The sequence below is a fragment of the Amycolatopsis coloradensis genome (assembly GCF_037997115.1).
GTDB classification, from domain to species: domain Bacteria; phylum Actinomycetota; class Actinomycetes; order Mycobacteriales; family Pseudonocardiaceae; genus Amycolatopsis; species Amycolatopsis coloradensis_A.
The window spans coordinates 5311107-5330340 of sequence record NZ_CP150484.1 but is presented as its reverse complement, the minus strand read 5'-3'; the positions used below and the strand labels follow the sequence as shown (position 1 = coordinate 5330340).

Annotated in this window: 20 protein-coding genes; 13 read left to right on the top strand and 7 right to left on the bottom strand. The window is 69.9% G+C overall.

Annotated features, from left to right (window positions below; translation table 11 throughout):
- Nucleotides 1-97 precede the first annotated feature (97 nt).
- Complete coding sequence (locus LCL61_RS24935) at nt 98-1279, bottom strand: S8 family peptidase (RefSeq protein ID WP_340681957.1); 1182 nt, start codon at nt 1277-1279, stop codon at nt 98-100.
- A 260-nt stretch (nt 1280-1539) separates the two neighbouring features.
- Here LCL61_RS24935 and LCL61_RS24930 point away from each other — a divergent pair, with 260 nt between their 5' ends.
- Both LCL61_RS24930 and LCL61_RS24925 read left to right on the top strand, forming a co-directional pair.
- On the top strand, nt 1540-2343 hold the full coding sequence (locus LCL61_RS24930) for a pentapeptide repeat-containing protein (protein ID WP_340681956.1): 804 nt from the start codon (nt 1540-1542) through the stop codon (nt 2341-2343).
- Between the two features lie 121 nt (nt 2344-2464).
- Nucleotides 2465-3418 carry a YafY family protein gene (locus tag LCL61_RS24925; RefSeq protein WP_340681955.1) on the top strand — a complete coding sequence of 318 codons (954 nt, stop codon included), beginning with the start codon at nt 2465-2467 and terminating at the stop codon, nt 3416-3418.
- Here the strand turns inward: LCL61_RS24925 and LCL61_RS24920 are convergent.
- Nucleotides 3397-4335, bottom strand: coding sequence for an AraC family transcriptional regulator (locus tag LCL61_RS24920; protein WP_340681954.1), 939 nt, complete (start codon nt 4333-4335; stop codon nt 3397-3399). The two genes, LCL61_RS24925 and LCL61_RS24920, sit on opposite strands and share 22 nt — an antisense overlap.
- 81 nt (nt 4336-4416) lie before the next feature.
- Between LCL61_RS24920 and LCL61_RS24915 the strand changes: the two genes are divergently transcribed.
- Together LCL61_RS24915 and LCL61_RS24910 are read left to right on the top strand one after the other, a co-directional pair.
- A complete protein-coding gene (locus tag LCL61_RS24915; RefSeq protein ID WP_340681953.1) occupies nt 4417-5244 on the top strand; it encodes an NmrA family transcriptional regulator in 828 nt (275 codons plus the stop codon).
- Between the two features lie 32 nt (nt 5245-5276).
- Complete coding sequence (locus tag LCL61_RS24910; RefSeq protein WP_340681952.1) at nt 5277-5768, top strand: DUF1772 domain-containing protein; 492 nt, start codon at nt 5277-5279, stop codon at nt 5766-5768.
- Nucleotides 5769-5775: 7 nt separating this feature from the next.
- On the opposite strand, the gene LCL61_RS24905 is transcribed toward LCL61_RS24910, so the two are convergent.
- From LCL61_RS24905 to LCL61_RS24895, 3 genes are all read right to left on the bottom strand, one after another.
- The gene (locus LCL61_RS24905) at nt 5776-6549 is read right to left on the bottom strand and encodes an alpha/beta fold hydrolase (RefSeq protein WP_340681951.1); all 774 of its coding nucleotides are present in this window, start codon (nt 6547-6549) and stop codon (nt 5776-5778) included.
- Nucleotides 6550-6620: 71 nt separating this feature from the next.
- On the bottom strand, nt 6621-7847 hold the full coding sequence (locus LCL61_RS24900; RefSeq protein ID WP_340681950.1) for an RNA polymerase sigma factor: 1227 nt from the start codon (nt 7845-7847) through the stop codon (nt 6621-6623).
- Nucleotides 7844-8977, bottom strand: a complete 1134-nt coding sequence (locus tag LCL61_RS24895; RefSeq protein WP_340681949.1) for a glycosyltransferase — start codon at nt 8975-8977, stop codon at nt 7844-7846. Before LCL61_RS24895 ends, LCL61_RS24900 begins: the two co-directional genes overlap by 4 nt.
- Nucleotides 8978-9051: 74 nt before the next feature.
- Between LCL61_RS24895 and LCL61_RS24890 the strand changes: the two genes are divergently transcribed.
- From LCL61_RS24890 to LCL61_RS24870, 5 genes are read left to right on the top strand one after another with little or no spacing between them, the layout of a single operon-like run.
- Nucleotides 9052-10077, top strand: a complete 1026-nt coding sequence (locus LCL61_RS24890) for a hypothetical protein (RefSeq protein ID WP_340681948.1) — start codon at nt 9052-9054, stop codon at nt 10075-10077.
- A gap of 12 nt (nt 10078-10089) precedes the next feature.
- Nucleotides 10090-10377, top strand: coding sequence for a hypothetical protein (locus LCL61_RS24885; protein WP_340681947.1), 288 nt, complete (start codon nt 10090-10092; stop codon nt 10375-10377).
- Nucleotides 10374-11774, top strand: a complete 1401-nt coding sequence (locus LCL61_RS24880; protein WP_340681946.1) for a hypothetical protein — start codon at nt 10374-10376, stop codon at nt 11772-11774. Before LCL61_RS24885 ends, LCL61_RS24880 begins: the two co-directional genes overlap by 4 nt.
- A complete protein-coding gene (locus LCL61_RS24875; RefSeq protein WP_340681945.1) occupies nt 11758-12306 on the top strand; it encodes a hypothetical protein in 549 nt (182 codons plus the stop codon). The genes LCL61_RS24880 and LCL61_RS24875 overlap by 17 nt, the downstream gene beginning before the upstream one ends.
- A 36-nt stretch (nt 12307-12342) precedes the next feature.
- On the top strand, nt 12343-12552 hold the full coding sequence (locus LCL61_RS24870) for a hypothetical protein (RefSeq protein ID WP_340681944.1): 210 nt from the start codon (nt 12343-12345) through the stop codon (nt 12550-12552).
- Nucleotides 12553-12804: 252 nt separating this feature from the next.
- Here the strand turns inward: LCL61_RS24870 and LCL61_RS24865 are convergent, their stop codons facing one another.
- On the bottom strand, nt 12805-13599 hold the full coding sequence (locus tag LCL61_RS24865; protein ID WP_340681943.1) for a TetR/AcrR family transcriptional regulator: 795 nt from the start codon (nt 13597-13599) through the stop codon (nt 12805-12807).
- A 68-nt stretch (nt 13600-13667) separates the two neighbouring features.
- On the opposite strand from LCL61_RS24865, the gene LCL61_RS24860 reads away from it, so the two are divergent.
- Together LCL61_RS24860 and LCL61_RS24855 are read left to right on the top strand one after the other, a co-directional pair.
- On the top strand, nt 13668-16385 hold the full coding sequence (locus tag LCL61_RS24860; RefSeq protein WP_340681942.1) for a DEAD/DEAH box helicase: 2718 nt from the start codon (nt 13668-13670) through the stop codon (nt 16383-16385).
- Complete coding sequence (locus tag LCL61_RS24855) at nt 16382-17542, top strand: SWIM zinc finger family protein (RefSeq protein WP_340681941.1); 1161 nt, start codon at nt 16382-16384, stop codon at nt 17540-17542. The genes LCL61_RS24860 and LCL61_RS24855 overlap by 4 nt, the downstream gene beginning before the upstream one ends.
- On the opposite strand, the gene LCL61_RS24850 is transcribed toward LCL61_RS24855, so the two are convergent.
- Nucleotides 17479-18126, bottom strand: a complete 648-nt coding sequence (locus LCL61_RS24850; protein WP_340681940.1) for a DUF4865 family protein — start codon at nt 18124-18126, stop codon at nt 17479-17481. The genes LCL61_RS24855 and LCL61_RS24850 overlap by 64 nt on opposite strands.
- Before the next feature lie 70 nt (nt 18127-18196).
- Here LCL61_RS24850 and LCL61_RS24845 point away from each other — a divergent pair, with 70 nt between their 5' ends.
- Together LCL61_RS24845 and LCL61_RS24840 are read left to right on the top strand one after the other, a co-directional pair.
- On the top strand, nt 18197-18661 hold the full coding sequence (locus tag LCL61_RS24845) for an FAD-dependent monooxygenase (RefSeq protein ID WP_340681939.1): 465 nt from the start codon (nt 18197-18199) through the stop codon (nt 18659-18661).
- Nucleotides 18586-19230, top strand: coding sequence for an FAD-dependent monooxygenase (locus LCL61_RS24840; protein WP_340681938.1), 645 nt, complete (start codon nt 18586-18588; stop codon nt 19228-19230). The genes LCL61_RS24845 and LCL61_RS24840 overlap by 76 nt, the downstream gene beginning before the upstream one ends.
- The last annotated feature ends 4 nt before the right edge of the window (nt 19231-19234 follow it).

Below are 19234 nucleotides of genomic sequence, written 5' to 3'. Positions count from 1 at the left end.
GGATTGGGGACACTCGTCGTCCCCAATCCTTCATGGACACGGGACAAGCCCCGGCCTAGCGCCGGTCCGCCAGAACCGTCTTACACTCACGAGGTGTTCAGGCGGACGGCGCCCAGTACAGGAGCCGGTTCGGGGAACCGGAGCCCGGGTTGGTCACCTTGCCGGGGGTGGCCGCGTTGATCAGCGCGGTGGCCACCTGCGCGGGTGTGGCGGTCTTGTTGTTCTGCAGGAAGCGGGCCGCGACACCGACCACGTGCGGGGTCGCCATCGAGGTGCCGCTGATGGTGTTCGTCGCGGTGTCGTTGGTGTTCCACGACGACGTGATGTTCGTGCCCGGCGCGAAGATGTCCACGACGCTGCCGTAGTTGGAGAAGCTGGAACGCGCGTCGGTTTCGATGGCCGAGCCGACGGTGATCGCCTGTGTCACGCGGGCGGGGGAGAATCCCGAGGCGTTCGAGTTGGAATTCCCGGCGGCCACGCCGTAGGTGACGCCCGCGGCGATCGACCGGCGGACGGCGTCATCGAGCGTGCTGGAGGCGCCGCCGCCGAGGCTCATGTTGGCCGCGGCCGGTTTGACGTGGTTCTTGGTTACCCAGTCGATGCCCGCGATGACCCCGGCGGTGGTGCCGCTGCCGGAGTTGTTGAGGACGCGGACGCCGTAGACGGTGGCGCCCTTGGCGATTCCGTACTGCGATCCGGCGATGGTGCCTGCGACGTGGGTGCCATGGCCGTTGCCGTCCTGGGCGACCGCGTCGTTGTCGACGAAGTCGTAGCCGTTGCGGGCGCGGCCGCCGAAAGTCTGGTGGCTGATCCGCACGCCGGTGTCGATGACGTAGACGTTCACGCCGGCGCCGGTGCTGGTGCTGGTGTATTTCTTGTCGAGCGGGAGGTTGCGCTGGTCGACGCGGTCGAGACCCCAGGACGGCGGGTTGGTCTGGGTCGCGTCCGCGTGGACGAGCTGGTTCTGTTCGACGGACGCCACCGAGGGGTCGGCGGCGAGCCGCTTGGCCTGCCGCTCCGACAGTGTCGCGGAGAAGCCCTTGAGCGAGCTGCTGTAGACCTGCTCGACCTTCGCGCCGAAGCGGTTCGCCAGCGCGTCGACGATGCCGCCGTCCTTCAGCGTGACGATGTAGCTGTTCGGGATCGCTTCGGCGGATCCCGCGGCGAGGATCCGTCCTTCGGCGGCTTGGGCCGGAGCGGCGGTCACGCTGACCGCCACCGCGACCGCGCTCACCATTCCGGCACGCGACAGCCAACGCGCTTGTCTCGTCTCTCGCATGTGTTCGTCCTGTCGTTCGCAGGGGACCGGCCGGTCAGGACCACAGCGGCGGAAAGCGGTCCGGCACGACCGCATGGGGCGGCACCTGCCGAATCCCACGAAGATCGAGGCTATTGAGCGGCCGAGATGTCCGATATCGACTGAACGGGGCAGCACCCGACCTTCGTCTGGCGGCCATTGGCGGCGGGTGCCCTGCACGGAAAGTGCGCTCCGTACCCTGTGGCTGGAACACCGTGCCGAAATCTGGAGTCCGAACCACCGTGCCAGCCCTTTCCAGCCTGCGGGCCGACTGCGAGAACTGCTTCGGCCTGTGCTGTGTCGTCCCGGCCTTCGCGGCGTCGGCCGATTTCGCGATCACCAAACCGGCCGGTCAGGCGTGCCCGAACCTGCGCGAGGATTCCCGGTGCGGCATCCACGACAAGCTCCGCAAGAAGGGTTTCACCGGCTGCACGGTCTATGACTGCTTCGGCGCGGGCCAGAAGGTCTCCCAGGTCACCTTCGACGGCGAGGACTGGCGGAAGGCGCCGAAGACGGCCAAGTCGATGTTCGCGGTCTTCCCGGTCATGCGGGATCTGCAGGAACTGCTCTACTACCTCACCGAGGCGGCGGCGCTGCCGACGTCCGCGCCCATCCGCGACGACCTGGCCGAGATGATCGACCGGACCGAGCGGATGACACTGGACACGCCCGGCGTGTTGAGGAAGCTCGACGTCCCCACGCATCGGGCGGCGGTGAACGGGCTGCTGGTGCGCGCGAGCGAACTCGCCCGCGCCGTCGTGCCCGGCAAGAAGAAGGACCGGCGCGGCGCCGACCTCATCGGCGCGAAGCTGAAGGGGGCGAACCTGCGCGGCGCGCTGCTGCGCGGGGCGTACCTGATCGGCGCGGACCTGAGGGGAGCCGATCTCCGGCAGGCCGACGTCACCGGAGCGGATCTGCGTGACGCCGATATCCGCGGCGCGGACTTCCGTGACGCGCTCTTCCTCATCCAGTCCCAGCTGGACGCGGCGAAGGGTGACGCGACGACGAAGCTGCCGGAGTCGCTCGCGCACCCCGCGCGCTGGTAACCCCCCCGCGTTTCGTCCTCTGAATGCGGTGGTTGGCATCGCGAACCACCGCATTCGGAGGACGAAACGCGGGAGAGCAAAGTGTGCATCGGGTGAGCGGTTTGGCTGCGAGACTGGGCGCATGCGTGCCGATCGCCTGGTGGCCACCCTCCTGCTGATGCAGGCTCGTGGCCGCGTCACGGCTGCCGAACTGGCCGAGGAGCTCGAGACCTCGGTCGCCACCGCCCGGCGTGACCTGGAGGCGTTGTCCGCCGCGGGCGTGCCGGTGTACCCGCAGCCCGGCCGTGGCGGTGGATGGTCGCTGGTCGGCGGTGCGCGGACCGACCTCAGTGGACTGTCGGCGCCGGAAGCTCAGGCGTTGTTCCTGCTCGCGGGCCCGGCCGCGTCGATCTCACCCGAGGTCAAATCCGCGCTGCGGAAGCTGGTCCGGGCCCTGCCCGACACCTTCCGCGCCGACGCGCAGGCCGCCGCGGACGCCGTCGTCATCGACCCGTCCCGGTGGGGCGAGCGCGAGAAGGAACGGCCCGAACTGCTCACCGTGCTGCAGGCCGGGATCGTCCGCCGCCGCAAAGTCCGCTTCGGCTACGCGAAAAAGGGCGCGGAACCGGTCGAGCGGATCGTGGATCCGTGGGGACTCGTGGACAAGGACGACATCTGGTACCTCATCGCGGGCACCGAGAAGGGCCAGCGCACCTTCCGGGTCGACCGCATGTCCGACGCCGAGGTCAGCGACCTGCCCGCCGGTCGCCCGGACGACTTCGAGCTGTCGAGAGCGTGGGAACGGGTCGTCGACCGGGTCGAGGAACGCCGTTCCGGGCTGGACGCGACCGTGCTCATCGCCGAGCGGCATCTGCCGATCCTCCAGGACCACTTCGGACGGCAGTCCACTGTGGAGGAGAAGCTCGGCGATGGACGCGTGCGGGTGACGGTGTCGGCGCCGGTGGCATGGATGATCGCCCAGCAGCTCGCGGGCTGGGGCTCGATGATCGAAGTGCTGGGGCCGCCGTCGGTCCAGGCGGAACTCGCGCGGATCGGCGCGGAACTGGTCGAGCGTTACGCGACGCCGGCGCGGTAACCCTGCGGGCTGACGCCGTGCTCGCGTTTGAACGCGGTGCTGAGCGCGAACGAACTGCCGTAGCCGACCTGGCGGGCGACCGCGCCGATCGTGACATCGGGATGCTGACGCAGGAGATCCGCGGCGAGCGCGATACGCCAGCTCGCGAGGTAGGCCATCGGCGGTTCGCCCACGGCGGCGGTGAACCGGCGGGCGAACGCGGCGCGGGAAACTCCGGTGTCGGCCGCGAGGCTCGCCACGGTCCATGGTTCGGAAGGCTTGTGCTGCAACAGTTTCAGCGCTCGCCCGACGACCGGGTCGCTGTGCGCGCGATACCAGGCGGGCGGTTCGGCGCCGGGCCGGTCGAACCAGGTCCGCAGCGCGGCGACCAGGAGCAGGTCGAGCACGCGGTCCAGGACGGCTTCCTGACCGGGCGTGTCCTTGACGATCTCACCGGCCAGCAGCGCCACGAGCGGGTTCTCCCACTCCTCGTCCCGCACGACCAGCAGTGACGGCAGCGCGTTGAGGAGCCGTTTGCTGATCTCGCCTTCCAGGGGATAGGTGCCGGTGAGCAGGACGACGGGGCCGTCCGGATCGCTGCCCCAGGTGCGGACGCCCAGATCGGACAGCTCGGTGAGGTGCTGTCCGTCCGGGGTCAGGCATTCCTGTCCCGGCAGGATCATCGCCTGCGGTGGCGTGGCCGGGTCGTCCGCGACGAGATACGGGTCCGGACCGCGCGCGATGGCGATGTCGCCGGTGCCGAGGCGGACCGCCTCCCCGTGATCGGGCACGACCCAGGACTCCCCGCGAACCTGCGCCATCACCGTCAGCGGTGCCTCGTCCTCGATCCGCAGCGACCACGGCGGGGTCATGACCGACTTCAGCAGGAACGCGCCGCGGGCGCGTGGTCCGTCGAGCAGACCGGCGAGGGGATCCATGCCGAGCAGTGTAGACGATAAAACATGGAATCGAGTCTTTGAGCTATGTTCCGTCTCATTTGGAGGCGCTTGACTAGGGGCATGACAGAGACGAAGAACAACGAGACGGTCCTGGTCCTCGGCGCCACAGGTAAGACGGGGAGCCGGGTGGCGCGGCGCCTGACCGAGCAGGGCATCGAGGTCCGCAAGGCGTCGCGTCCCGGGTTCGACTGGAACGACCGGTCGACCTGGATGGCGGCGGTCACCGGGATCAGCGCGGCTTACGTGACCTACTACCCCGACCTCGCCTTTCCCGGTGCCGCCGAAGCGATCCGCGACTTCTCGAAGCTGGCCGTGGAACACGGCGTCCGGCGGCTGGTCCTGCTGTCCGGCCGCGGCGAGGAGGAGGCCGTGGTCAGCGAACAGGGGGTGCGGGACTCCGGTGCCGAGTGGACGGTCGTGCGGGCCAGCTGGTTCGCACAGAACTTCAGCGAGCACTTCCTGCTGGAGCCGGTGCTCGCCGGGGAGATCGTGCTGCCCGCCGGGCAGGTGACCGAACCGTTCATCGACGTCGAGGACATCGCCGACGTCGTGGTGACGGCGCTGACCACCGACGGGCACGACGGCGAGGTGTACGAGGTGACCGGGCCCCGGTTGCTGAGTTTCGCGGACGCGGCGGCGGAAATCGGCAAGGCTTCGGGGCGAGAGATCCAGTACGTTCCGGTTTCCGCAGCGGAGTTCGCCGCAGGAGCGGCCGAACAAGGCGTTCCGGAGGAAGAGATCGAAGGCCTGACCGACCTGTTCACCCGGGTCCTCGACGGCCGGAACGAATCCCTCACCGGTGACGTCGAGAAGGTGCTGGGCAGGCCGGCGCGGGACTTCTCCGTGTACGCCGCGAAGGCCGCGGCCACCGGGGTCTGGAATCAGTGAAACGAGCGGGAATCGGAAGGGAGGCGACAGGAATGGCGACGCTGAGCGAGATCGTCCTGATCGCGGCAGTCATCACGGCGGGGTTGATCGCGGGCTTGTTCTACGCCTACACGTGCTCGGTCATGCCGGGGCTGGGCAGGGCCGACGCCCGGACGTACGTGACCGGGATGCGGGAGATCAACATCGCCATCCTCAACGGCTGGTTCGCGATCGGCTTCGGCGGCGCGCCGTTGCTCGCCGCGGTGGCGGCGGCGCTGCATTTCCGGTCGGAACTGCGGTCCGCGCTGCCGTGGATCATCGCGGGGTTCGTCCTGCTGCTGGTGATGCTGATCGTGACCATGGCACTCAACGTGCCGTTGAACAACGCGCTCGAAGCCGGTTTCGACGGGGACAACACCGACTTCGAGGCGCTGCGGACGAAATTCGAGGGGGTCTGGGAGCGGTGGAACCTGGTCCGGACCTTGGCCGCGATCGGTGGCTTCGGCGCTCTGGTGGGCGGGCTGATCGTGCACGTCCGCGGCTGACCTCCGGTCAGGCGTCGAGTACCTCCCGGAGCAGCGGAGCGAACGCGGCGGCTTCGGCGGCGAAACCACCGTGTTCACCGGGGAAGTAGGTCGGATCCACCCCGAGACGGCCGGCGGCGAGCACCGCCGCCTCGTGTGCGGGCTGCCCGGCCGATTCCTTGCCGACACCGACGACGATCCGGGTCCCCGACGCCTTCAGAGCCGCGTAATCCGGGGTGAAGTTCCCGATCATCGCCATCAGGTGGACGATGAAGAACGCGAAGTTCTTCCTCATCTCCGGCGGGAGATCACCCTCGCCCGCCTCGAAACCGGCATCGGCCATGAACTTCGCCATCGCCGCCTCGACGCCGTGCTCGCGGTGGATGTGCAGCAACTCGTCGGGATCGATGTCGGGCTGCTCGTCCAGCAGGCTCGTCAGCGGCGGTTCGTGCGCCACGAGCGTCCGCACCCGCCCGGGATGGCGGGCGACGAGCTCGAAAGCCTGCATACAGCCACCGCTGGACGCGAAGATCACCGCGGGTTCCTCGCTCACGCTGTCGAGCAGGCGGAGCGCGTCGGCGGCGTGGACCTCGATCCGCTGGTCCTCGTCGGGATCGTCGAGGGTGCTGCGGGAGATCCCGCGCGGGTCGTAGGTGATCACCGTGTAGTGCGCCGCGAGCAGGCCCGCGATCGGCGCGAACATGCCGGAATCGGCCGCACCACCGGGGATGCACAGCAGCGCGGGACCGCTGCCGGTGACGGTGTGGTGCAGCCGGGCGCCGGGAACGTCGAGAACGGCCATGCGATGACCCCTTCCTTTCGGGACTTGTCGTCCCACCGACGAACGGCGTCGCCGAGGACAGACACCCGGCGTCAGCAGATTTCGGCGAGTTTTCCCGACAGGTAGGCGCGCTCGGCGTCGGTGCCGGCGAGCGCGAGCGCCTCGCGGTAGGAGCCGGCGGCCTCCTCGAGACGACCGAGACGCCGCAGCAGGTCCGCGCGGGTCGCGGGAAGCAGGTGGTAGCCCGGAAGACTGCCGGTGAGCTTGTCGACCAGTACGAGCCCGGCTTCGGCGCCGTCGGCCATGGCGACGGCGACCGCGCGGTTCAGCTCGACGACCGGCGAGGGCACGAAACGCAGCAGTTCCCCGTAGAGGGCTGCGATCTGCGCCCAGTCGGTCTCGGCGGCGTGGGCCGCCGTCGCGTGGCAGGCGGCGATGGCGGCTTGGATCTGGTACGGCCCGGGGACACCGCGGCGGAGCGCGGACTCCAGCAGTTCGGTGCCTTCGGCGATCTCGGCGGTGTTCCAGCGGCCGCGGTCCTGGTCCTCGAGCGAGACGAGGGTGCCGTCACCGTCAACCCTTGTGGAACGGCGGGCGTCGTGCAGGAGCAACAGGGCCAGCAGCCCGAGGACCTCCGGTTCGCCGGGCATCAGGTCCGCGAGGATCCGGGCGAGCCGGATGGCTTCCGTGGAGAGGTCGGGCCGGAGGAGATCGGTGCCGACACTTGCCGAGTAGCCTTCGTTGAACAGCAGGTACAGCATCCCCAGCACCGCGGATGTGCGTTCGGGCAGTAGTTCCGCGGGCGGGACCCGGTACGGGATGCCCGCGGTGCGGATCTTCCGTTTCACCCGGACCAGACGTTGCGACATCGTGGCCTCGGAGACGAGGAAGGCGCGGGCGATCTCGGCGGTGGTGAGCCCGGCCAAGGTCCGCAGCGCGAGCGCGACTTGGCCTTCCAGCGGCAGTGCGGGGTGGCAGCAGGTGAAGATCAGCCGGAGCCTGTCGTCGTGGACGCCGCTCTCGTCCCGCTCCGGCTCGGCGGGGACGTTCAGCTCGGCCGCCTCTCGGAGTTTCGCCGCGCCTACCGCCTCCCGCCGGATCCGGTCGGTGGCCCGGTTACGTGCCGCCGTCGTCAGCCACGCGCCGGGTTTCGCCGGGACACCGTCGCGGGGCCAGGTGCGCAACGCGAGCGCGAACGCCTCCTGGAGGCATTCCTCGGCCAGATCCCAATCGCCGGTGACCCGGATCAGGGTGGCGATCACCTGCCCGGACTCCTCGCGGAACGCTCGGGTGATCGCGGCGTCGAGGTCGGTGGTCACCGGAGCAGCCCTTCCAGGAGCGGGACGGTCTTCTCCGGAGGCGGGTACGCGGTGACCTCGTCGCGCAACCGCGCGGCCGCCTCCCGGTAGGACGGTTCCCTCAGCACCAAGGACACGGCGTCGCGGATGTCCCGCGGTTTCGCGTCGACGACGTCGAGGACGGTGCCGAGCCCGAGTTCGGTGACCCGGTCGCCGTTGTGGGGCTGGTCGGCGCCCATCGGCAGCAGCACCATCGGCAGCCCGTGGGCGATCGCGCCCAGCAGGCTGCCCGAACCGCCGTGGGTGAGGGCCGCGTCGCAGTACGGGAGGACGTCGTCCTGCGGCAGGTACCTCGTGAGATGGATGTGCTCCGGTTGGGGGCCGAACTCGGCGGGGTCGATGAGGTTCCCGACGGTCACCACGCACGTCGCGTCGAGGTCCTTCAGCCCGGCCAGTGCCCGGGCGAACAGGTCGCCGGATTCGGTGTTGAAGATCGTGCCGAGGGTGAAATAGACCGTCGGGCGGCCCTCGACGTGCCAGTCCGGCGCCGGTCCAGGACCGGGAACGGGACTGTGGAACGGCTGTGTGGTCGGCGGCAACGGGAACCGGGGATCGCGGAGACTCGCGGGGAACGGTGAGAGCACGAGATGGCGGTAGGCCATTTCGAGGTTCCGCTGCGGCGAGAGCCCGTGGGCGGCACGGACCTCGTTGAGCGCGTCGTCGACCAGTTCGGGACGGATGAGGACACCCGCCGCCATGACCAGGACGGTCACGTGGGGGAGACCGAGCTTTTCGGCCGCGATCATCGCGCCGTGATCGGCTTCGTCACAGACGAGCAGATCCGGTGTCCAGTCTTCGCAGAGCGCCAGGACGTCTTTCGCGCGCAGGGGTGCGGTTCGGCGGACGAACCCGTCGCGGAGGTCGGCGTCCTCGCGGTCCCTGTCGACGGGAAGCAAAGGGCGGCGTGCGCCGTCGCTGCCGAGATTCGGCCCTGACGAGAACGCGGCGAACCCCGTCGCCTCGACGATCGGGACCATGAGCGGCTCGCCGGTGAACGCGATCGCGTGGCCCGCGTCGGCGAGCGCGCGGGCGAGGGGGAGCAGCGGCCGGAAGTGGCCGTTACCGCCGGCGAAGGTGAACAGGACACGCATGGAATCGACCCTATCGGCGGTCTTCCCGGCGTTGCCTCGCTTTTCGCGCGAGCGGGCAGCGCTACCCTGCTGCGGTGATCGATACGGACGCCGACGAGGTCCGGCTGTGCGCGCTGGAAGGCTGCGAGAATCCCTTGCCCCCGCCCGCGGTGGACGCCGACGGGAAACGCAAGGGCGGCAGGCCTTCGGCCTACTGCGGCAAGACCCACGCCGACGCCGCGTCACGCGCCCGGCGGGCGGCCGCCGTGGCGAGCGTGGCCGATCCGCTGCTGGAGGTCCGGCGGATCGCCGACGAGTTCACCCCGACGGCGGCGTCGCTCGTGGAACTGCTGGACGCCATGCGCTCGCGATTCGACGACGCCGCCGAGGCGGCTCTGGGCCGGGTCACCGAAGCCGAAACCGACGCGGCCGCGGCCAGGCGCGAGGCCGAGGACGCGCAGCAGGCGGCGGCGAAGGCCGACACCGCGCGCGCGACCGCGCTGGCCGCGTCCCGCGACGACAAGATGGCCAAGGCCAAAGCGGAACGCGCCGCCGAACAGGCCTTCAAGGACGCGGAGGAGACCCGCCAGCGTTCGTGGGCCGAAGTCGCCGCCCACGAACGGGCCCGTGGCGCCGCGGAAGCCGCGACCGTGGCGGCCGAACGCGCCCGCGACGCCCTGGTCTCCGATCTCCGGACGCTGCGCGAGGACTTCGCGGCCGTCAGGAAGGAAAAGACCCGGCTGGCAGCGGAGCTGGGTGAGCGCGACACGGCTCTGGCCAGGGCGGTCGCGGAACTCGAGGCGCTGCTGGACCGGCTCGAGGAGGCTAAGGCCAGGGCGACGGTGTCCGAAAAGGACTGTGCCGCCGCGCGGGCGGAGTCGGCCGCTCTGCGTGGAGATCTGGACCGTGTCCGAGCCGAACTCGCTCAGGAGCACACAGCCAGGAGCCTCGCCGAAGCCCGGGCGACGGCCCTGGCCGAGGAACTGGAGCGCGCGCAGGCCCGTGCCGCCGCGGATCAGGCGCGGTACGACGACGTCGTCCGGCAGCTGGCCGAACTCGCCCGTCCTCCGGTCGTCGAAGAATCGCCCGAATCGCCTGTGGAGGCGTCCGAGCTGAAGTAGAGTCCACCGGCTGTGAGCGGGTACGAGGTCGAAATCGGTCAGCTGCGGAACGCGGCCAAGGCGGCGGGATCCGCCGCGGACCAGGCCAGAGCCGTGGAACCGGGCACCGGCGTGGACGCCATCGCGACGGCGTTGCCCGGTGGTGAGGCCGCGAAGAGCGCGCCGACGCTGGCGTCGACGTTCACCGAGCGCGCGAAGGGCTGGGCCGGCGAGATCGACGGCTGGAGCGAATCGATCACGAAGGCCGCGAACGCGTACTCCGAAAACGAGAACTCCGCGGAGGAGGCTTTCGGGGGATGACGATCGGCTACGACGACGTCCGCAAATGGGACGCTGAGGCGCTCGAAACGACGGCCACCAACCTGGGCGGGCGGCGGGACAAGCTCATCGGGTTGCAGGACGAACTCGACGACGCCAGGAAACTGCCTGATTGGCGCGGCCCCGCGGGCGAGCGCGCACGCGGTTCGCTGGGTGACACGCGGAACAAGGCCGAGCTCCTGATCGCGGAACTGTCCGCCGTCGAAACCGCCCTGCAGAACGCGTCGGACGAGGTGTCCGCGCTGAAGACCAGGGTCGCCAACAACGACTCGCTCGCCGGCACCTACCAGTTCCGCGTCGCCGCCGACGGCGCGATCGTGGACGACAAGCCCGCCGACCCACCGCCGAAATCGCGGTTCGAGGCCGAGGAGTACGCCGAGTCCCGACGGCATCGCGAAACCATCAGGAAGCAGCTGGAGCAGGAGACCAAGGCGATCCTCACCGCGGCGAACAACATCGACGCCGCCCTCGCCCGGGTGATGCGGCTCGCGCAGGATGCCCAGATCAGCGACGACGGAGCGACCACCCTCGCAGGAGCCAAGAAGAGCGGGGAGATCAACGCCAAGGTGATCGAGATGGAGCAGTCCCTGCGCGAGGCGGGGCTGCTGACCGGGCCGCCCGCGTCCGGCCACTACCGGCAGTGGCTCGAGAACGCCGTACGCCGGGGCGTATCGATCGACACCATCAAGAAGATCGCCGGCGACCACGACATCACACCGGAGGACTTCAAGGTCCTCGACGGCATGGAAGAGATCCGCGAGGACGAGGACGGCGACGGGACGTTCAAGTCGTACTTCCTGATGCCGACCGACATCAGCGGGGACGACGCCGCCAAGGCGGTCCGGATGACCTACATCATGAACGCGGGCACCGACTACGGGACCGAAGGCGAGAAGACCGACTTCGCGCCGACGCCGTACGGATCCGACGAGCTGCGGCGGATCACCGACCGGCAACGGGAGAACTCCTGGAGCTACGACGACGACGTGGGCTTCGTGCACGGCAACGGCGGGCGGCTGGTGACCACCCCGAACGGCATGATGATGGGCCTGGGCGGGAACCTCATCCAGGACCAGTTCAGCCAGCAAGGCGGAACCGCCTGGGGCGACACGTTCATGCTGAACATCGACGACCCGAAGGACCCGGCGCAGCAACTCCGAGAGGTCGTGAAGTCGGGCCACGCCTGGTACGAGGGCGACAACGGCGCGTCCCAGGGTTCGCTCGACCTGGACCGGTTGCTGCATCACGAGGAGCGCCACTCCCAGCAATGGGCGCGCGAAGGCTATGCCGGCTTCCTCGCCTCCTACGCGTGGGAGCAGGTCACCGGCGGCAACGAAACCGAGGAAGACGCGGGACTGACCGATGGCGGATATCACTAGGGGTTCGCGCGTCGCCTGCGCCGCCTTGCTCGTGGTGGCGGTGACCGCGGCGTGCGAGACCAAGGCGCAGTTCGCGCCGTCGCTGCCACCGGAGGCCGGGTTCCGTGTCGACGACGGCGTCCTGAAACTGTGGACGGGCACCCCGTGCGAGGGCGTCACCGGCCTGAGGTTGACGTTCGACTCCGGCACCCAGGCGAGCACGGAACAGGTGTGGACCGCGCCGCGGCCGGGAGTGCGGGTCGAGCACCTTGACCTGCTCGGGGTGTCCTTTCCGGACACCGGTGGCCCGCTCCAGGTGCGGACACCGCTGCCCGCGGACTACGACTGGACCAAGGCGGGCTCGGTCAGCGTCGCCGTCGACGGACCGAAAGCGAACGGCGCGAAGGCCAACGTCGCCCAGGTGCTGCGCGAGTCGGCCCGGCATCCGTCCGGCAGCTACCTGTTCGGCCGGAGCGGGTGGATGGACGCGGCGGCCGTGCAGCGTGAGAACCGGAAGTCGTTCCTGACCGTCTGCACTCCCGACCCGGAGTGACGGCTCATGGACACGCCGGAAAGTACATCGCGGACAGTGTTCCGACGCATCGTGCTGGGCGCGTTCGTCTGCGTCGCCGCGGTGATCGTGCTGCTCGTCGGCCGCGCGGTGCTCAGCGCGACCGGCCTGTCCTTCGATCCGCACGGCTACGGGATGTTCGCGGGGATCCTGTTCACGGCGGTGCTGGCCCCGGTCGCGCTGGCGTTGTGGCTGCTCTACCGCTCACTGCGGCGACGCGGCAAGTGACCTGAGCGGCTCCGTACTCGTTGACGGGCGCCTGCTGTACCGCGAGCCTCCACAAAGGACACTTTCGCGCGATGAAATGTCTGGTTCGTGACTGTATGCACGGTTTTGCGAGGGGGTCGTGAGTGGTAATGAGCGTTCTAACCCTCTTTGCCACTCACGACCCCCTCGCAAAGTGCTCACAAGGGACTCCGTTGCCTGGCTGGCGTCCCTTGTGGACGGTCAAAGCGTGCCGGCGGCCCACTCCTGTCGCGCTCACGAGGGAAGTTCAGCACCCGAGGTACCGGAGTCGCCGTTCACCAGCTGCTCGACGCCGTCCAGGATCCGCGCCAGCCCGAACCGGAAGGTGTGCAGCGGCGCGCTCGCCGCACCGTGCGTCTCGCCGGCCGCCTGCCCGATCCGCGCCGCGAGCGGGAACAGCCCGGCGTCGGCTTCGGGGATCTCCGCGAGCACGGGCGCGCTGGCCGTCCACCACTCCATTTCCGTCAGCCCGGATCTCCGGACGAGACTCGCCGATTCGACCGAGCCGCGCGCGATGCCCTGGACGAACCCGTTGACCATCGCGACCACGGCGTCCATTTCCAGGTCGGTGAGCCCGATCGCGTCGACGGCCCTCAGTTCGCGTTCGTGTTTGGCGAAGGTGTGCGGGCCGAGGGGGAGACGGCCGGTGGTGAGCTGGAGCATCCACGGATGCCGGTGGTACATCTCCCACGCGTCCTCGGCGAGGATCGTCATCGTGACCCGCCAGTCGTGGCTCTCCGGTGGATCGGTCAGTTCGCCGTGGACCCGGTCGATCATCAGGTCGAGCAGTTCGGCGCGGCCGGGGATGTAGGTGTAGATCGTCATGGGGGAGACGCCGAGTTTCTCCGCGCCCCGGCGCACCGACAGCGCGGTGATGCCCTCGGTGTCGGCCAGCTCGATCGAGGCGGTGACGATCTCCTCGACGGTGAGCTTCGGTTTGGGGCCGCGGCGGGGTTTCTCGCGCACATTCCAGAGCAGTTCGATGGTCCGCCGTGGATCGCCCGTGCCGGTGTGGTCCGCGTCCGTCATCACGTTCTCTCTACGGTGTACAGAGTTGTGTTATCCTGAACTGTACACCGTACAGAGATTGGGGTTGAGTGGCGTCTCACGACGGTTTCGGCAGTGTTGTTTTCGAACCGAAAAATCCCCCTCGGACCAGCGGATTCGTCTTCTGGAACGCCGAGGGGAACACGCCGGGGACCGGGGAGGTGACCGTCGCTCTCCCCGAGGTCACCACGGTGCCGTGCGTGCGGCTCCCGATGGCCGAGGCGCTCCCCGCGCTGCTGCGGCTTCGTGAGAGCGACGATCCCTCCGCGCGTTTCTGGAGCACCGCGGCCACGGCGGCGTTGAAGCTCGCCGAGGCGGGCAGGCTGCTGCCCGGGCTCACGGAGTCCGATGTGGACGCCTGGCGCGCGGGTCCGCTGGAACCCGCCGACGCCGCTTGGCTGCGCGAGTTGTCCGAGGCCATGCCGGCTCGGGCACGAGCGATCCCGGGCGAGGGAAACCTGCTCCCCGCGCGGTATCCGTTGCTGCGTGCGTTCCTCGACGCCGTGGCCGACACCCTTCCCCGCACGCCGGCGGCCGCGCAGGCGGCGGGCGTCAAGGCCTTCGCCGCCGTGCCCGCACATCGTGTCCCGCAGTTGCGGGACTGGGCGGCCGAGGTCGCGGCGGGGCTGGATTCGGGTGTCCGGGTCTCGGTGCGGATCGAGGCACCGGGTGACGACTTCACGAGCGGCCGCTTCAGTGGGGTCGTCCAGGTGCACAGCCTCGCCGATCCCGGCGTCCTGATCGACGCCGCCGCGCTCTGGTCGGGCGACGACCGGTTCGGCCCACGAGCGCGGATCGACGTCATGCTGGCCCTGCGCCGCGCGGCCCAACTGTGGCCACCGCTGGAACCCCTGCTCAGCGCCGCGGTGCCCGACGAGGTCGGGCTCGGCGACGCCGACATCACCGAACTGCTCACCACGGCGGCGCCCCTGCTGGCCACGGCGGGTATCGACGTGCACTGGCCCGCCGATCTCGTCCGTGACCTGAGCGCGAAGGCCGTCGTCGTCGGCGGTGCCGCGCCGCCTGCCGACCTTCCGTCGTTCTTCGCCGGCGGCACCCTGCTGCGGTTCGACTGGCAGCTCGCGCTCGGCGGCGCACCGCTCACCGCGGCCGAGATGGACGCGCTGGCCGAGGCGCACCGCCCTGTCGTGCGGCTGCGCGATCAGTGGGTGCTCGTCGACCCGGCGCTGGCGGCGAAGGCGCGGGATCGCGCGCTGAAGCCGCTCACGCCGATCGACGCGCTCGGCGCCGCCCTGAGCGGGACGGCCGAGGTCGACGGTGAACGCGTCGACGTCCTCACCGACGGCTGGCTCGCCGCGTTGCGGGAACGGCTGCTCGCGCCACCTGAGCCGCAGGCACCGCCGCGCGGGCTGGCCGCGACCTTGCGCGACTACCAGATGCGCGGCCTGCAGTGGCTCACCGCCATGACGTCGATCGGGCTCGGTGGCTGCCTCGCCGACGACATGGGTCTCGGCAAGACGATCACGCTGATCTCACTGCACCTGCATCGTGCGGACGGACCGACGCTGGTCGTCTGCCCGGCTTCACTGCTGGGGAACTGGGAACGCGAGATCACCCGGTTCGCCCCTGGTGTCCCGGTGCGCCGGTTCCACGGCACCGAACGCTCGCTCGAGGATCTCGACGGCGGCTTCGTGCTCACCACCTACGGCACGCTGCGCGCCGACCCGGAACCGCCGGCGAGTGTCCATTGGGGTTTGCTGGTCGCCGACGAGGCCCAGCACGTCAAGAATCACCGCTCCGGCACGGCGAAGGCGTTGCGGACGCTGACGTCGTCGGCGCGGGTGGCGCTGACGGGCACCCCGGTGGAGAACAACCTCGCCGAGCTGTGGGCGATCCTGGACTGGACGACACCGGGCCTGCTCGGCACCATGGCCGACTTCCGCCGGGAGTGGGCGAAACCGGTCGAGTCCGGGAAGGACCCCGAGGCCGCGGAGCGCCTGTCCCGGCTGGTCCGGCCGTTCCTGCTGCGCCGCCGCAAATCCGATCCGGGGATCGCGCCGGAGCTGCCGCCCAAGACCGAGACCGACCGGCCGGTGACGCTCACCGCCGAGCAAGCGGCCCTCTACGAGGCGACCGTGCGCGAACTGATGGCCGAGATCGCCGGGAGTGAGGGGATCGCGCGCCGCGGCCGGATCGTCAAGCTGCTCACCGGACTCAAGCAGATCTGCAACCACCCCGCGCAGTACCTCAAGGAGCCGTCGGAAGCGGTGCTGGACGGGCGGTCGGGCAAGCTCGAGCTGCTCGACGAACTTCTGGGCACGATCCTCGCCGAGGACGGATCGGTGCTGGTGTTCACCCAGTACGTCGCCATGGCGCGGCTGCTGGAACGCCATCTCGCGCAGCGCGGGATCGGCACGCAGCTGCTGCATGGCGGCACACCGGTGCCCAAACGCGAGGAGCTCGTGCGCCGGTTCCAGGCCGGTGAGGTGCCGGTGTTCCTGTTGTCGCTCAAGGCGGCGGGGACCGGGCTCAACCTGACCCGCGCCGATCACGTCGTGCACTACGACCGCTGGTGGAACCCCGCGGTGGAGGACCAGGCGACCGACCGCGCGTACCGGATCGGGCAGACCAGACCGGTGCAGGTGCACCGGCTCATCGCCGAGGGCACGGTCGAGGACCGGATCGCGGCGATGCTGCGGGAGAAGCGTGCGCTCGCCGACGCGGTGCTCGCCGGAGGCGAGGCCGCGCTGACCGAACTGACCGACGCCGAGCTGGCCGATCTGGTCGAGTTGAGGAGCCGCCGATGAGCACGCCAGACGACCGCGTCCGCGGTTTCCCCGCCTTCGGCGCCCAAGGCGGACGCGGCCAGTTCGCCCGCTCGTGGTGGGGCCGCGCGTGGATCAGCGCGATGGAGGACACCGCGCTGGATCTCCGTCAGCTCAAACAGGGCCGCAAGTACGCCGCGGCGGGCCGGGTCGGTCCGATCACGGTCAGCCCTGGGCGGATCGCCGCCGTGGTCGACGACCAGGAGGGCCAGTACCGCACCGAGGTCCGTCTCGCGGAGCTGACCGGCGACGAGTGGGACCGGTTCCTCGACCGGGTCGCCTCGCGCGCCGGGCATCTCGCCGCGTTGCTGGACCGGGACATGCCGCACGACCTCGTCGAGGCCGCCGACGACGCCGGGGTGCATCTGCTGCCCGGGATCGGTGACCTCGACCCGGACTGCGACTGCCCCGGCTGGGAGCTGCCGTGTCGTCACGCCGCGGCGCTGTCGTTCCAGGCCTCGTGGCTGCTCGACGCGGATCCGTTCGTGCTGTTGCTGATGCGCGGCAAGGGGGAGCGGGAGCTGCTCGCCGAATTGCAGCGACGCAACGCTCCTCGGTTCGTGCGCACCGGCGACGACGAAGTCCCGGCCGAGCGCGCGTACGCCGACGAGCCGGGTTCGTTGCCGGATCTCGCCGGATTCGCTCCCACCGGAGGCCCGACCGTGCCGGGTGCGCCCGGCATCCCGGCCGAGACCTTCGCCCTGCTGGTCGCCAACGCGAGCCAGATGGCAGGTGCGCTGCTGACGTCGCGGCCGAAGCTCACCCGTAAGCAGGACGCCGTCCGCCTCGCTGCGACTCATCCGGAGACCGCCGACAGGCTGCGCCCGGCCGAGAGCGCTGAGGACTTCGACCGTGCGGTGCTCGCCTGGCGGTACGGTGGCCGGGCCGGTCTCGACGTCCTGGAGACCACGTGGACCCCGCCGTCGCAGGCGATGGGCCGGGCACGGGCCGCGTTCGCCGAGGTCGTGGACGACCCCGGCCAGGGGCTGGACGTCGAACGCAACCACTGCACCGTCCACGGAACCGGGGTGCAGGTGCGGCTGGGCAAGGACGGTCTCTGGTACCCGTACCGGGATCAGTGGCCCGCCGGCCCGCCCGAAGCCGATCCCGGTGCGCTGTTCGCCGCCTTGCTCGGCTGATCCCACTGCCGTCCTCGCCGCAGCTGATCCAGGTGCGGCGAGGACAGGTGGAGGATCCGGTAACGAACCTCGTCCGACTCCGGCGCCTGGCCCGCCCACAGGCTGTAGCGGACGACCTGCCAGGTCCGCGGATCGACGGCGAGCGCGCCCGAATGCGCGCCGTCCTGGCGCAGATGCTCGCGAAGTCCGTCGAGTGCTTCGCCGAGGAAGGCGACCGGGTCGGTCTCGTCGGGGATCCGCACGACGTGCTTTCCCGCCGCGACCGGGGTCGAGCCGAAAGCGGGTCCTTCCTCGAACCCGAGCACGGTCCAGTGCCGCACGGCGGGACGCCCGAAGGACTCGACGATGCCGCTGAACGGACCGCCGAACAGGAAGGCGTTCATCCCGGCCTCGTCGTGCCACAGGTAAAAGGGCGAGTACTGGTTCAGCGTCGAGCCGTCGACGCCGCGCTCGCGGACCCCGTAGACCTTCAGCCCCAGACCGCCGAAGTCGTCGAGCAGATGCCCGCGCGTGGCGACGCGTTCGCGGATGATGCCCATGTCGTAGTCGGCGGGGAGGGTGATCTCGTACTGCATCGCATGCATTTCGTACATACTAGTAGGTACAGAGAGCGCGCTCGACCTGACTGACCTGGTAACGGCTCGCCGCCGAAACTTGAACAGACCCGTCCTGATCGTCGGAGCAGGCGTCTCCGGGCTCGCGCTCGGCAACTTCCTTCTCCGCGAGGGCATCGGCTGCGTCGTGTTCGAGCGGCGCAGCCGCGAGTACGTCGAGCGACGGCAGCGCGCCGGAGTCATCGACACCAGAGCGAACCGCGTCTTCCGGAAACGAGGACTCGAAGACCGCGTCCTCGGCGGGGTACCCGTCGAACCGAGCCTCGGCTTCCGCGTCGACGGGCAGCCTAGGCCGCTGGCGCTCACCGTGGAAGAACATCGAGAAGGCAGGCTCTGCCCTCAGCAGGTCCTCGTGCGGAACCTCATCACCGAACGCCCCCGCGTCCGGCTCGGCGACGGAACCATCGTCGAAGGCGACTTCGTCGCCGGATGCGACGGCAACCGGGGCACGGCTACGCGTGGCTGGTGGTCCTCGCCGAGGTGCCCGCCACTCACCAGACGGTGATGGCGATCCACCGGCGCGGATTCGCGGCCCAGTTCGGCCGGGGACCGCGGGCGAGCCGGTTCTATCTCCAGTGCCCGCTCGACGACACCACCGAGGAGTGGCCGGACGAGCGCATCTGGAGTGAGCTTGAGACGCGCTTCGGTGAACCGCTCACCGCGAAGGGCGCGATCGTCGAGAAGCAACTGGTGCCGCTGCGCGGCGAGGTGATAAGCCCGATGAGCCACGGCAGGCTCCACCTGCTCGGCGACGCCGCGCACATCGTCCCGCCGATGAGCGCGAAGGGCATGAACCTCGCGCTGCACGACGCCGACGTCTTCGCCGACGCCCTGATCCACTACTACGAGGACGGTGATCCGGCCCTGCTCGATGCCTATTCCGACACGCGCCTGCGCGAGGTGTGGAACTACCAGGCCTTCGCGACATGGCTCACCGACACCGTCCACGACGCCGGCGATCCCTCGTACCGAGGGGAGTTCAGGCACATGGTGGCGCGTGCCGACTTCGAGCGCCTGTTCACCTCCGCGACGGCGAACCGCCTGCTCAGCGAATTCGTCGCGGGCCTGAACTGACCGG